We start from the raw sequence: 14229 nt of genomic DNA, 5'->3' as shown, positions 1-14229 counted from the left end.
AGACCGGCATTGCTCATGGACCGGAGTTGGCGCGTCCGATCATTTTCCAGGATTGGGTTCGCAATCTCTAACAATTTCTTGCTGCAATGCAACAAAATAACGCCTAAACTGATCGAAGGTGGTTGTCGCTTCGGATGTCTGGAAAGGTGAGGCATGTCATGAGATTGTCTTCTTCACACGATTCACGCGTGTCCCCGTCCCTCCATGTGTTCGAGCAGGAGGGCGGGTGGCATTGGGGAATAACCGTTCCGCGCTCGGCCGGAAGTGGTTTCAAAGTCGTTGCATATAGTGAAAAAACCTTTATCGATGAGGCCGAAGCCCATCGGGAAGGCAATCGCGCGCTTGAGCATTTCGCCGATACGCCGGCGGTTCGGCTTGAACGGCAGTAGGGCAGTCAGATTATTTAACGTATCCGGTAGCCCGTTATTTGGGTTCAAGCGGAGAAAGCAACAATTACCGTCGGGTAATATTTCAATATGCAACGAATTGCATATTTTTTTGACTTCCGAAAAATCGTAGGGATAATGTCTCGTTTCGAGATATCGCTTTTATTTTGACCTTTGCGGAATATGAAACCACCCACGCGCTAAGCGTGGAACTGGACGGCGTAAACCATGCCGGAACTTATCGCGTAATGACGGGCACCGTCGTCGTCCATTTCGCGAACGAGAGCAAATTCGCCTCGTACGCGCCGAATCGGCCGGAGACCGTCGCCCGTTGGCTGCTCACGGATCTGTGTCGCAAGGCCGAATCGCGTCGGCGCAAAGCGGCGAAAAAATAGCCCGCGGCGCGCACTGTGATTGGCCGTTCGACGGTCACAAAAAAAGACCTGAATTGGGATTGCAGGTCTTTTTTATTTTGTGACAGCTGCGTCTAATGCAACGCGCTGAGGGTGACGCGCTCACGCATACGCGGTCTTGCGCGCCGATACGAACGCGTAATAGCACACCGCGCCGATCGCAAGCGACGGCAACGTCGCGCCGACATTCGGTAGCCATTGATTGATCACCTGGTACGAGGCGATGCCGATCGCCCAGGCGACGAACGCGCTCAGGTGCCAGCCGCCCGAGAAGCCGTAGCGGCCGCGCACATCGGCGAGCACCGCGGCGTCGACGCGACGCTTGCGCACGATGAAGTGATCCATCAGCACGACGCCGAACAGCGGCGCGAATACCGAGCCGATCAGCAGCAGGAAGTTCTGGTACTTCGCCATCGGCACGAGCAGCGCGATCAGCGTGCACAGCGCACCGAACGCGGCCGACAGCAACGGCACGCTCGCGCGCGTCCAGAACGTGCCGGTCGACACCGCGGCCGAGTGGATGTCGGCGAACGCATTGTCGATTTCGTCGATCAGAATCAGCAGCAGCGCAAACCCGCCGCCCGCTTGCGCGAGCGCGCCGGTCAGCAATGCATCGCCGCCGCCGGCAGCGAGCCCGTAGACCGCGCCGAGCGCATAGAACCAGATGTTCGCGATGCCATAGCCGTATAGCGTGCCGCGGAACGTCTCGCCGGCGCGGCGGCCGAAGCGCGTGTAGTCGGCGATCAGCGGCAGCCATGACAGCGGCATCGCGACCACGAGGTCGAACGCGCCGCCGAACGACATCTCGCCGGTGCCGGGACGACGCATCAGGTCCGCGAGATTGTGGCGCGCGAGCAGGTTCCACGTGAGCCACGCGGCGCCCGCGAGCAGCAGCCAGATCCCCCACTTGCGCAGAAAGCGCCGCACGAACGACAGCGGGCCGCTGATCGCGAGCAGCGTCGCGAGCACGCCGAAGATCACGGTCCACACGAGCGGCATCGACAGGCCGAACGCCTGTTTCGCGAGCGCATCGGCGGAATCGCGCATCACGATCACCTCGAACGAGCCCCAGCCGACCAGTTGCACCATGTTCAGCACGGCCGGCACCGACGCGCCGCGCACGCCGAGCGTCGGACGCAGCGACGACATCGCCGCGAGCCCGGTGTCGGTGCCGATCACGCCCGCGAGCGCGAGCAGCACGACGCCGATCACGCTGCCGAGCACGATCGCGACGAGCGCATGCGGCAGCGAAAGCCCCGGCACCAGCAGCGCGCCCGCCTGGGCGACGAGCAGGCCGATGCCGAGCGAGAACCACAGCGCGAACGCGTCGCCGGTGCGAAACGCGCGGCGCGCGTCGGGCACCGGCGTGAGCGGCGCGTAGGTGGAGCCGGCGTCGCCGGCGACGGAATCTTGAGCCATCTGATGTTCGTTCCTGTTGGTGGTGCTGTGATTCTTTGCGTTGCCGGCGCCCCGGGTCGGCCATCGCCTGGCCGCCGTCACTGTCATAATGCAGGACGTTGCCCGCGTTCGTGCCTGTGTTTCCGGCCGGGCGCGGGCTTTGCGCCTGTCCCGCGAGGCGCTGCTCCGAAGCGGTGCGTGCCCCGGAAAGCCGAGATTATCCCCAAAACGTCATGTTTGAAGAAACCCGTGCCAATGTTCCGCTCGCCGAACGCCTGCGGCCACGCAATATCGACGAAGTGATCGGCCAGTCGCATCTGCTCGGTCCGAACAAGCCGCTCAGGGTCGCGTTCGAATCGGGCGAGGCCCATTCGATGATCCTGTGGGGCCCGCCGGGCGTCGGCAAGACCACGCTCGCGCGGCTGATGGCCGATGCGTTTCACGCGCAGTTCATCGCGTTGTCGGCGGTGCTGTCGGGTGTGAAGGATATCCGCGAGGCGGTCGAAACCGCGCAGATCCATCGCGCGAACGGCCATCAGACGCTAGTGTTCGTCGACGAAGTGCATCGCTTCAACAAGAGCCAGCAAGACGCGTTCTTGCCGCACGTCGAGTCGGGCCTGTTCGTGTTCGTCGGCGCGACGACCGAGAATCCGTCGTTCGAGGTCAATAGCGCGTTGCTGTCGCGCGCCGCCGTCTACGTGCTGAAGAGCCTGACCGACGACGAACAGCGCGAGCTGCTCGAGCGCGCGCGAAAGGAACTCGGCGGCCTCACGTTCACCGACGAAGCGCGCGCCGCGCTGATCGGATCCGCCGACGGCGACGGCCGCAAGCTGCTGAACAACCTCGAGATCGTCGCGCGCGCGGCCGCCCGGCAGAAGACCACCGAAATCGACGGCGCGTTATTGGGCAGCGCGCTCGCGGAGAATCTGCGCCGCTTCGACAAGGGCGGCGACGCCTTCTACGACCAGATCAGCGCGCTGCATAAATCCGTGCGCGGCAGCAACCCGGACGGCGCTCTGTACTGGTTCTGCCGCATGCTCGACGGCGGCGCGGACCCGCGCTATCTCGCGCGTCGCATCGTGCGCATGGCGTGGGAAGACATCGGCCTCGCGGACCCGCGCGCCGCGCGCATCACGCTCGACGCCGCCGAAACCTACGAGCGTCTCGGTTCGCCCGAAGGTGAGCTCGCGCTTGCGCAGGCGATCATCTATCTGGCGGTCGCGCCGAAATCGAATGCCGGGTACAACGCGTACAACGAGGCGCGGCGCTTCGTCGGCAAGGACCAGTCGCGCGCGGTGCCGGTGCATCTGCGCAACGCGCCGACGAAGCTGATGAAGGAACTCGGCTACGGCCACGACTACCGCTACGCGCACGACGAACCCGATGCGTACGCGGCCGGCGAAACCTATCTGCCCGACGGCATGCGCGAGCCGCATTGGTACGAGCCGACACCGCGTGGTCTCGAAGGCAAGATCGGCGAGAAGCTCGCGCGCCTTGGCGAGCTCGATGCGCGGTGGCGCGCCGAGAACAAGCCGAAGAAGGCTTGAGGCGTTTCACCTTTGCCGGTGCGCTAAAATCGCGGTTTCATACAACGAACATCCGTCCCATCCCATGCTCGACATCCAGTTGCTGCGCAAAGACCTCGACGGCGTCGCAAAGCGCCTCGCCGACCGCGGCTATACCCTCGACGTCGCGGCCTTCACCGCGCTCGAAGCGGAACGCCGCGATACCCAGACCCGTACCGAAGAACTGCAGGCGCGCCGCAACAGCCTGTCGAAGCAGATCGGCGCGATGAAAGGACGCGGCGAAGACACGTCGGCGGTGATGGCCGAAGTCGGCGGCATCGGCGACGAGATGAAGGCGTCGGCGGTCAAGCTCGAACACATCCAGAAGCGTCTGTCCGATCTGCTGCTCGACGTGCCGAATCTCGCGCACGAAAGCGTGCCGGTCGGCAACGACGAAGCCGGCAACGTCGAAGTGCGCCGCTGGGGCACGCCGCGTCAGTTCGACTTCGAGGTCAAGGATCACGTTGACGTCGGCACGCCGCTCGGCCTCGACTTCGAGACCGGCGCGAAGCTGTCGGGCGCGCGCTTCACGATGCTGCGCGGCCAGATCGCGCGGCTGCATCGCGCGCTCGCGCAGTTCATGATCGACACGCACACGCAGCAGCACGGCTATACCGAGATCTACACGCCGTACATCGTCAATCCCGACATCCTGTACGGCACGGGCCAGCTGCCGAAGTTCGCGGACGATATGTTCCGCGTCGAAAAGGGCGGCGGTGAACACACGGTCACGCAGTACCTGATCTCGACCTCGGAAATTTCGCTGACGAACACGGTGCGTGAGAGCATCGTCGAAGCGGACGCGCTGCCGATCAGGCTGACCGCGCACTCGCCGTGCTTCCGCTCGGAAGCGGGCTCGTACGGCCGTGACACGCGCGGCATGATCCGCCAGCATCAGTTCGACAAGGTCGAGATGGTGCAGGTCGTAGCGCCAGACGCATCGTACGACGCGCTCGAGCAGATGGTCGGCCATGCGGAGGCGATTCTGCAAAAGCTCGAACTGCCGTATCGCGTGATCACGCTGTGCACCGGCGACATGGGCTTTTCCGCAGCGAAAACCTACGACCTGGAAGTGTGGCTGCCCGCGCAGAACACCTATCGTGAGATTTCGAGTTGCTCGAATACCGAGTCGTTCCAGGCGCGACGCATGCAGGCACGCTTCCGCAACGCGCAGGGCAAGCCGGAGCTCGTGCATACGCTCAACGGCTCGGGTCTCGCGGTGGGCCGCACGCTCGTCGCGGTGCTCGAGAACTTCCAGAACGCCGATGGCTCGGTGACGGTGCCCACGGCACTGCGGCCTTACCTCGGCGGCGTCGAGCGGCTGCAAGTGCCGGCGGCCTGAGCGTCGCCGATGCGCGCGCAGGCGCGGTGTCGTCGCGTGTCTGACGATGGATGCCGCGAACGGCATCGAGGTCCCGCGAAATTTTTTAGAAGTTTTTTCGACGAGGGGGCTTGGAAAACTGATTCGAGCTGTTCTATAATCTTTTTCTCCCGAGCAACGGCCCGCTTGGATCCGACGATGCAGTAGCGAGTTGGAATACCCGGAAAGGTGGCAGAGTGGTCGAATGTACCTGACTCGAAATCAGGCGTACGGTTTCCCCGTACCGTGGGTTCGAATCCCACCCTTTCCGCCAAATTCTGAAACCCCTTGATTTCACCGAGATCAAGGGGTTTTTGCTTTGAGTTCTCGAATGGCTTTGCCAAGGCAATTCGAAATTCTTCAAGCATCATTTCTATTTTGGCGAAATCCTTTGTTTCAATTTTTTACATGAGCCATTTCTTGCTCGTGGTCTTTTTCATCTCATTTCCATACAAATATCTTAAGTCATCCGTGCTGCACCGTCCGCTAATTCATATACCGGACATATTCGGGGTGTGGCTGGTGCACGCTATAAGGGGTCGAAGTCAGAAAATTTGCGGGCGACCCGCCCCCCAATCGACTTCTGAAAGTGCGAATCTTCGCCGACCCCACAGATCTTCGCAAGATCTGCCTTTTTTAACAAATAAATACGATTTTTGGCTGGGCTCGGTCATTCGTTCAGGGTACGATTTACGCCGTCAGAAGCTTTTACAGGAAGAATTTTCCTGAAAATGAAAGCTTCGGCAATCAATCAGTAAAAGGTTTGCAACGCAAACGTTTGCGAACCAACGCGCACCCAGCCCTGTCAATCTGAACCAACGCGAGGAGCACCTTCGCGCGCCTCGGTTCAATCGGACAACACAGACGTGCGTTCAAAGCACTTCGGGACAATAGTCTTTAAGGCCTGCAAATTCATTTGCATCGAATCCTTATTCATTGTCCGTCGAATCACAGCGAATCCACCTTTTGGTCTTTTTATCGGGAATTTTCCCGACATTTGGAATTACTCCGCGATGATAAAACGACGTCAATTCATTGGGGGCCTGACGGCCCTGAGCGCAAGTTATCTTTTGGCCGCGTGTGGTGGGGGCAGTGGGTCATCGGACGCGAGTGGCAAGGCAGCCGCTGCGACTGGCGCTTCTGGTGCTGCGGCAGCTTCGGGTGCGTCCGGTGCCTCGAGCAATACAACGCCGACTGCGAAGACGAGCGACCCGAACAGCATCTCCATGCCGCCCGCCACGTCCATCACGGACAACTCCGGCAACGTCTGGACCCTTTCCGGAGGTTCGGTCTACCGCAACGGGTCGGCGGCAGGCTACACCTACAACGTCTCGCTCGTGCTGTTTTACGGCGGCGTGATTTATCACGAAGGTACGGGTGGTCAGTTCTACGAATGGACGGGCTCGGGCTGGGTGGGCTGCAACGACCCGCGCCTCGGCGGCACTTCGGCCGACGGCACCTCGCTGCCCGCTTCTCCGTACATCATCGACAAGTCCGGCGCAATCTGGACGCTGACTAACGGCGTCATTTACCGCAACGGGGCGACGGTCGGCAACACGTACAACGTCTCGCTCGTGTTGTGGTACGGCGGCAAGATCTGGCATTGCGGCACGGGTGGCCAGTTCTACGTGAACAACGACACCGCCGGCCATTGGCTGCCCTGTAACGATCCGCGCACCGCGATCACACAGTCCGCCGGCATGTTCTACGGCATGAACGGCCACTTCGACTACAACTACACGCCCCAACAGATCGTGTCGATCCTGAAGGGCATGGGTTGCACGAGCTATCGCGTCGGCTGCAACAACACGTCGACCGAGTTGAACGCGGTGATCGGACTCGCGCAGGCTTTCCAGTCGGCGGGGATGACGCTGATCGTGCTGATCGGCGGGGGCGTCTACGACTCCAGCGGCAACCTGTGGGCTGGCGAGAATGCGGCTTACAGCCAGGGTTACGCGGTAGCCCAGGCCGTCGCGAACGCACTGAAGCCGTATGGCGTGACCATCTACGAATGCGGCAACGAGCTGACGCGGACGAACGCCACCGTGCTCAACTTCACTTATGCGGGCACGAGGGCGTCGGACTTCAACAACGCGAACTGGCCGGTGATGCGCGGCGTGATGCGCGGGATGATCGACGGCGTGAAGTCGGTTCAGTCCAACGCCAAATGCGGCATCAACTTCTGCGTGAACGACATCGGCGCGGCGGACGCGCTGTGGGACGGTATGCAGCCGGATGGTAGCGGCGGTTACCCGACGGTGCGCTGGGACATCACCACGTGGCACAACTACGAGGTGTATGGCGATCTGTTCGACGTCGGTACGGACGGCGCGCAGCCAGGCTTCGATCTGCCGATCTATTGCAAGGCCCGGTATGGCGTGCCGTTCATCGTCACCGAGTGGAACACCGGACCGGAGCAAACTGAGGCCTATCGTTCGAACTACATCTCGACGAAGCTCGGCGAGTACTATCAGAACCGCAAGACGCACAATATCCAGTCCGTCATGTATTACGTGCTCGACAGCGGCGACCAGACTTTCGGCATCATGCTCAACGGTTCACCGCTGAATCCGTCTTACAGTGCTTTCCAAAGCTTCACGGCGGCCCATCCCGACAACTAGGCCGCGAGTGTCGACGCAAGCGGTTCCGCCCGTCCGTAGTCGATGCCGCCCGGTGTCAAGAGCGACGTGTCGCCGGGCCTGACGGCGGCGCCCAATCTTCCCTTCGGAGTATCGAGGCGGGGGTGCGGGCGCCTCATCCACCCCGAACCCCTCCATCACCTCCCTCAGCGCCCGCGCCTGATCCGCGGGCGACGCGGCCGCCGCCGCGCTTTTCTCGACGAGTGCCGCGTTCTGTTGCGTGACCTCGTCCATTTGCGTGATCGCGATGCCCAACTGCTGAATCCCATCGCTCTGTTCACGCGACGCCTGCGCGATTTCACTACGATGCTCGTCACGCGCGACGCGCGCGAGGTCACTCGCCTCTTCGGCAATGCTCGCGTTGAGCTGCACGATCGCGGTGAGCTGCTCCATCGCCGAGGCCGTCTCGCCGAGCGAGGCAACCTGCTTCCCGGTGCGCTGCGGCAGATCCAATCCGTGTCGCCGCCGCGAATTGCGTCGATCGATCTGTCGATGCCATCGTTGCGCCCCGCGGTTGCGCTCGGCGTCGAGATCGGCGGTGAACGTGGCGCGTTCCGCGGCGGCGGCTGATCGAAATCGCCGAGAGCGTCGGTGATGCATCGGAGAAGGCGCTCCGCACGACTTGGCGAAGAGCGGGGCGCAGCGGGCGGCGTGACGGAAGGCCTGGAATTTAGTATGGAAAGCTGAACGATTGGCGTTGCCGGCTCGATGATCCTTCGAGTTCCGTTGCTCTTAAGTCGATGCGAGCGCCCAGGCCCGCAACGGGCCGCGCAAAATCTGTCATCCTGATTCGGGCGCGCGCCGCAGCAAGCCGCGACAGCGCCACCGCCGCTTCTCGCGCACCGCTTCAGCCGATTTGCGCGGGGTCCATCCGCGATCCTCTGTACAATTGCCCGAAATCGCCCAATCGACCGGCGGTTGCGGGCGCCGGGCTTTCGGGCGCGGCGGGTCATCTCGCGCTTGACCCGCGACTCACATCGACTGAATTCATGGCCATTACCTACAAGACTCCCGACGATATCGCGAAGCTGCGCATTGCGGGCCGCCTCGCGGCCGATGTACTGGCAATGATCGGCGAGCACGTCAAGGCAGGCGTCTCCACCGACGACCTCGACGCGCTGTGCAACGACTACATCGTCCACACGCAGAAAGCGATTCCGGCCAACGTCGGCTATCTGGGCTTTCCGAAGACCGTCTGCACGTCGGTCAACCATGTCGTGTGTCACGGCATTCCGAATCGCAACGAGATCCTGAAGGACGGCGACATCATCAACATCGACGTCGCGATCATCAAGGACGGCTATTTCGGCGACACGAGCCGCATGTACTGCGTCGGCCAGTCGAGCACGGTCGCGCGTGCGCTGATCGACACGACCTACGAGGCGATGGTGGCCGGCATCCGCGAGGTGAAGCCGGGCGCGACGCTCGGCGACGTCGGCCACGCGATCCAGAAGGTCGCGCAGCGCGAGGGCTTCTCGGTCGTGCGCGACTACTGCGGGCACGGCATCGGCAAGGTCTATCACGAGGACCCGCAGGTGCTGCACTATGGGCAGCCGGGGCAGGGGGTGCGCCTGAAGCCGGGCATGGTCTTCACGATCGAGCCGATGATCAACGCGGGCCGCGCCGGCACGTCGGTACAGCGCGACGGCTGGACCGTGATCACGAAGGACCGCTCGCTGTCGGCGCAATGGGAGCACATGGTCGCCGTGACCGACGACGGCTATGAACTGCTGACGCCGTGGCCGGACGGCACGGGCGACTACGACGCGCCGTGAGCGGGACCGCATATTCTGGTCAATAATAAATTTGACTCGCCGGCCGGTTCGGTTAAAGCTACGCGTTAGGGTTTCCAGGGGTTTTCGTCTGCATGAGTCCGTCATTGACCGTTCGCCGCATCACTGCTGATCAGGGCGCCGTTTTTCGCGAACTCCGCACGGCCTCGCTGCGGGAGGCGCCGTACGCCTTCGGCGCGACGCTCGAGGACGCGTTGTCGGCCGATGCCGCCAGTTTCGACGCGACCGCGGCGAATCACGCGGTTTCGCAGTCCGTCGGTGCATTCCTGCTCTATACCGAGGGTCATCCGGCCGGGCTGATCGAGGCGCATTTCGACGACACCGCGGCGCGCCGCGCGTTCGTCTGCGAGTTGTGGGTGGCGCCGGCCGTGCGCCATCTGCGCGGCGGCGAGCTGCTCGTCGATACCGCGAGCAGCTGGCTCGCGAATGCGGGCGCCACGGAAATCTACGCGTGGGTCGCCGACGCGAACCGCAACGCGATGCGCTTTTACGAAGCGCTCGGCTTTGGCCCGACCGGCGAGCACCGGCGCGTCGAGCGCGCACCCGAGCAGGTCGAAAGTCTGCTGGTGCGGCACGTGCCGACTACTTCGCAGGTGTTACAGCAGTGATCGCCCAAGCGGCGCGTCGCGCGCGCCGCTTGTCTTCGCCGTCCCTTCATCACGGTCTTTTTCCCGCCAGCGTTTCTTTCGCACCGTCGCGCGTCGATCGCATCGACGATACGCGTTGCGCCCGCGAGCACCGATTCTCCCGGGAAAAATAGTGGCCGCGCGCGTGTACGCCTGTAAAATACGCAAAATTTTTCGCCGAACGCTATGTCGCCCAAGAAATCGCCCTTTTTCGAACTGCGCAGCGGCTCTGTCGACACGCTGATGTTCGTGGTCAAAACGACCGACCTCGATGCGATGCGTGCCGAGCTGACGCGACGCTTTGAGGCGACCCCTGAATTCTTCGCTAACGACGTCGTCGCGATCGACGTGCGGCGTCTCGCCGGCAACGAACGCGTGCCGCTCGCCGACATCGCGCAACTGCTCGACAGCGTGCGCATGCGTCCGGTCGGCGTGGTCGCGAATGCGGAGCAACAGTGGGCGACGGAGTCGGGATTGCCGCTGCTCGAAGCGCGCGATCGTCGCGGCGCGCCGGCGAAGCAGGCCGATGAGGACAGCACGGCGAGCGCGGCAAACGCGGCGGCAGGCACCGAGGCAAGCGCGGGCACGAGCGCGTCCGCCAGCTCGGCATCCGCAACTGCCAGCGCGGCCACGGGCACGGCCGCCGCCGCCGCCGTCGAACCCACGCCCGCCGCCGAGCCGGTGCGTCTTGCCACGTCGCCGCAAACGATGGTGGTCGACAAGCCGTTGCGCTCGGGTCAGCGTATTTACGCAAAAGGCGATCTGGTCGTGCTCGGTCTGGTCAGCTACGGCGCCGAGGTGATCGCGGAAGGCAACATCCACATTTACGCGCCGCTGCGCGGCCGGGCGTTGGCCGGCGTGCAGGGCAATCACGACGCGCGCATCTTCTGCACGTGTCTCGAACCGGAACTGATCTCGATTGCGGGCATCTATCGAACGACCGAGAACCCGCTGCCGGCCGACGTGCTCGGCAAGCCGGTGCAGATCTGGCTCGAAGAAGAAAAACTGATGATCGAACCGCTGCGGCTCACGTAAAGCGCCGCGAAACGCGCGCTGCCCCGAGCGATTGCGGCACGCGGCGTTTCACGGCGAGGCGGGCCGCGCACCAATTGACGCATTTGACGAACACAAGGTAAGGGTAATGGCAAAAATCATTGTGGTGACTTCGGGCAAGGGTGGCGTGGGCAAGACGACCACGAGCGCGAGCTTTGCGTCGGCCCTCGCGTTGCGCGGCAGCAAGACCGCCGTGATCGACTTCGACGTCGGCCTGCGCAACCTCGACCTCATCATGGGCTGCGAGCGCCGCGTCGTGTACGACCTGATCAACGTGATCCAGGGCGAAGCGAATCTGAATCAGGCGCTGATCAAAGACAAGAAATGCGAGAACCTGTTCATCCTGCCGGCCTCGCAAACGCGCGATAAAGACGCGCTGACGATGGAAGGTGTCGAGAAGGTCATCAACGATCTGATTGCGATGGACTTCGAATACATCGTCTGCGATTCGCCGGCCGGTATCGAGTCGGGCGCGCTGCTTGCGATGCACTTCGCCGACGAAGCGCTGATCGTGACGAACCCGGAAGTGTCGTCGGTGCGCGACTCCGATCGCATTCTCGGCATCCTGTCGTCGAAGACCAAGCGCGCGATCGAAAGCAAGGAGCCGATCAAGGAGCACCTGCTGATCACCCGCTACAACCCGAAGCGCGTCAGCGAAGGCGAAATGCTGTCGCTGACCGACATCCAGGAAATTCTGCGCATCGACCTGATCGGCGTGATTCCGGAATCGGAAGCGGTGCTGCACGCGTCGAACCAGGGTCTGCCGGCCGTGCATCTGGACGGCACCGATGTGGCCGAAGCCTATAAGGACGTCGTGTCGCGTTTCCTCGGCGAGCAGAAATCGCTTCGCTTTGTCGATTACCAGAAGCCCGGGCTGCTGCAGCGCCTCTTCGGCACCAAGTAAGGGGAGCGCACGTAATGTCGATTCTTTCGTTTTTGCTGGGCGAGAAAAAGAAGTCCGCGTCGGTAGCGAAGGAACGCCTGCAGTTGATCATCGCGCACGAGCGCGCCGGCGGCCATGCGCCCGCCGATTATCTGCCTGCGTTGCAACGCGAACTGGTGGCCGTGATCTCGAAGTACGTGAAGATTTCCGACGACGATATTCGCGTCAGTCTCGAGCGTCAGGACGATCTCGAAGTGCTCGAAGTCAAGATCGAAATACCCCAGGCCTGAGCTTCGGATGGACCGCGGTCCATCTCGCATCATGTGCAGGACGTCGCATGGCGTCGCGTCGGAGCGACGTGATGCGGTGCGGCGTTCGGCTCGTCCTCTGGCTTCTGTCTGAAGCCGTCTCTTCGCATCTCCACGGCGCTCGCCATTTCCCGGTCGAAATGGACGGTTGCACTCCAGCGGGGCCGTTACCCGCGCAACGTCAGCCTCGCGTCGCCCTCGCGCATTTAACCGGTTACGTCGCATAAAAAGATTCTGCTCGTGCTCGCCGCCCTGGCGGTGATGCTGGCCGGCTGCGTCGTTGTGCCGGCGCGGCCGCCGTATGTGCATGCGCCGCGCGTGGTCGTCTACTGACGCGGCGAGTCGGAGGTATCCGTCGTGATGTCGTCTGCGGCATCGTCGGCGCGCGGCTCGCCGTCCTCGCCTTCCGCTTCCGGCACCTCGACTTCGGGCACTTCCGGCACTGGCGCAGGCGTGGGCTGCGGCAGCGGCGCCACGTAGCGCTCGGCGAGCGACTCATAGAGCGGCGGCGCGAACAGGCGGGACACGCGGCTCGCGATCAACGCGGTGGCCATCAGCGAAATCACGAGCGCGTGGCCGTCGATCATCTCCATCACGATCACGAACGAAGTGATCGGCGACTGCGTGACCGCGGCCAGATAGCCGACCATCGCGAGCGCGATCAGCATCGGCAATTGCATCGAATCGAACACCATGTGCAGCAGATTGCCGAAGCCCGCGCCGATCGACAGCGACGGCGCGAAGATGCCACCCGGAATGCCCGGCAGGTATGAGCCGACCATCGCTATCATCTTCAGGAACGGATAGAACACCGACAACTGCTCGTGTCCCTCGAGCAGGCCGCGCGCTTCCGTATAGCCGCTGCCGAACGTCGTGCCGCCCGAGATCACGCCGACCACCGCGATCGCGAAGCCGCACAGCGCGGCGAACACGACCGGCCGCTCGCGGTGCAACTGACGCAGCGGCTCCGGAATCCAGCGCGCGGTATTGAGCAGCAGCCAGCCGAAGACACCGCCCGCGATTCCCGTGACGATCGCGGTGAGCACCACCGCGACGGCGAGCAGATCGGGAAAATGCGCGCCGATCTGGATCGTGCCGAAATACGTGTAGTTGCCGTTCAGGCCCAGTGCGACGACACCCGCAATGATGATCGCCGTGATCAGCACGCCACTCGTGCGCGCCTCGAAGCTGCGCGTCAATTCCTCGATTGCGAATACGACGCCCGCGAGCGGTGTATTGAACGCCGCCGACAAACCCGCTGCCGCGCCCGCCAACGCGAGCTGCCGTTCGATCTGCGCATTCGAGCGCGGATAGAACCGGCGCAGATTGAACATCAGCGCGGCGCCGACCTGCACGGTCGGTCCTTCACGGCCGATCGTAAAGCCGCCGAGAATCGCGAGAAACGACACGCCGATTTTGCCGAGCAGAATTCGCAGCGACAGCAGCCGCGCGCCGTATCCGCGCTGTTTCGTGTGCAGCGTTGCGATCACCTGCGGGATGCCGCTGCCCTCGGAGCCGCGAAAGAACTTGCGCGTGAGCCAGACCGCGAGTGCGGCGACCGCGGGCGTGATCACGAGCGGCGCCCACACATACCGCTGCCGGACATCGAGAAACGCGTCATACCCCCAGTCGATCAGGCGCGCATACAGCACCGCGACCAGGCCGACGGCGATGGCACCGAGCCAGAAGATGCCGTATTGCCGCCACAGGCGTTTCGCGCGACGCATGACAGTTGGCGAACGGGAAGGGAAGGGCCGGGACATGAATTAGATTCGTGCAAAGGCCCAAGTATAAAGCGTGCGGGA

The 14229-nt window shown here is 63.0% G+C and carries 13 protein-coding genes and 1 tRNA gene; 12 read left to right on the top strand and 2 right to left on the bottom strand.

Annotation, left to right across the window (positions count from 1 at the left end):
• Positions 1-158: 158 nt before the first annotated feature.
• On the top strand, positions 159-389 hold the full coding sequence (locus OKW28_RS36620) for a hypothetical protein (RefSeq protein ID WP_429452681.1): 231 nt from the start codon (positions 159-161) through the stop codon (positions 387-389).
• A 203-nt stretch (positions 390-592) separates the two neighbouring features.
• A complete protein-coding gene (locus tag OKW28_RS36615; RefSeq protein ID WP_429452679.1) occupies positions 593-781 on the top strand; it encodes a hypothetical protein in 189 nt (62 codons plus the stop codon).
• Between the two features lie 120 nt (positions 782-901).
• Here OKW28_RS36615 and cytX read toward each other — a convergent pair whose 3' ends face one another.
• On the bottom strand, positions 902-2218 hold the full coding sequence (gene cytX, locus OKW28_RS36610) for a putative hydroxymethylpyrimidine transporter CytX (protein ID WP_429452677.1): 1317 nt from the start codon (positions 2216-2218) through the stop codon (positions 902-904).
• Positions 2219-2430: 212 nt separating this feature from the next.
• On the opposite strand from cytX, the gene OKW28_RS36605 reads away from it, so the two are divergent.
• The 10 genes from OKW28_RS36605 (at position 2431) to minE (ending at position 12406) form a co-directional block, all read left to right on the top strand.
• Positions 2431-3744: a replication-associated recombination protein A gene (locus OKW28_RS36605; protein ID WP_184021180.1), complete on the top strand. Its 1314-nt coding sequence runs from the start codon at positions 2431-2433 to the stop codon at positions 3742-3744.
• Positions 3745-3808: 64 nt separating this feature from the next.
• Positions 3809-5104, top strand: a complete 1296-nt coding sequence (serS, locus tag OKW28_RS36600; protein ID WP_429452675.1) for a serine--tRNA ligase — start codon at positions 3809-3811, stop codon at positions 5102-5104.
• 201 nt (positions 5105-5305) lie between these two features.
• A tRNA-Ser gene (locus tag OKW28_RS36595) sits at positions 5306-5396 on the top strand.
• Positions 5397-6135: 739 nt separating this feature from the next.
• Positions 6136-7743, top strand: coding sequence for a hypothetical protein (locus tag OKW28_RS36590; RefSeq protein WP_429452673.1), 1608 nt, complete (start codon positions 6136-6138; stop codon positions 7741-7743).
• Positions 7744-7785: 42 nt separating this feature from the next.
• Positions 7786-8331, top strand: a complete 546-nt coding sequence (locus OKW28_RS36585; protein ID WP_429452671.1) for a hypothetical protein — start codon at positions 7786-7788, stop codon at positions 8329-8331.
• Between the two features lie 419 nt (positions 8332-8750).
• Positions 8751-9536, top strand: a complete 786-nt coding sequence (gene map / locus OKW28_RS36580) for a type I methionyl aminopeptidase (protein WP_429452670.1) — start codon at positions 8751-8753, stop codon at positions 9534-9536.
• A gap of 92 nt (positions 9537-9628) precedes the next feature.
• Positions 9629-10162, top strand: a complete 534-nt coding sequence (locus tag OKW28_RS36575) for a GNAT family N-acetyltransferase (RefSeq protein WP_090803490.1) — start codon at positions 9629-9631, stop codon at positions 10160-10162.
• 204 nt (positions 10163-10366) lie between these two features.
• Positions 10367-11215, top strand: a complete 849-nt coding sequence (gene minC, locus OKW28_RS36570) for a septum site-determining protein MinC (protein WP_184045634.1) — start codon at positions 10367-10369, stop codon at positions 11213-11215.
• A gap of 106 nt (positions 11216-11321) precedes the next feature.
• Entirely contained in the window at positions 11322-12137 is an 816-nt protein-coding gene (minD, locus tag OKW28_RS36565) for a septum site-determining protein MinD (RefSeq protein ID WP_184065409.1), read from the top strand.
• Between the two features lie 14 nt (positions 12138-12151).
• On the top strand, positions 12152-12406 hold the full coding sequence (gene minE / locus OKW28_RS36560; RefSeq protein WP_008922443.1) for a cell division topological specificity factor MinE: 255 nt from the start codon (positions 12152-12154) through the stop codon (positions 12404-12406).
• Positions 12407-12750: 344 nt separating this feature from the next.
• Here minE and OKW28_RS36555 read toward each other — a convergent pair whose 3' ends face one another.
• Positions 12751-14187, bottom strand: coding sequence for a chloride channel protein (locus OKW28_RS36555; protein WP_429452668.1), 1437 nt, complete (start codon positions 14185-14187; stop codon positions 12751-12753).
• Between the last annotated feature and the right edge of the window lie 42 nt (positions 14188-14229).

Source organism: Paraburkholderia sp. 40 (assembly GCF_050434105.1).
GTDB lineage: Bacteria > Pseudomonadota > Gammaproteobacteria > Burkholderiales > Burkholderiaceae > Paraburkholderia > Paraburkholderia tuberum.
Note: the sequence above shows the minus strand (reverse complement) of the source record. Positions and strands in the feature narration are given on the sequence as shown.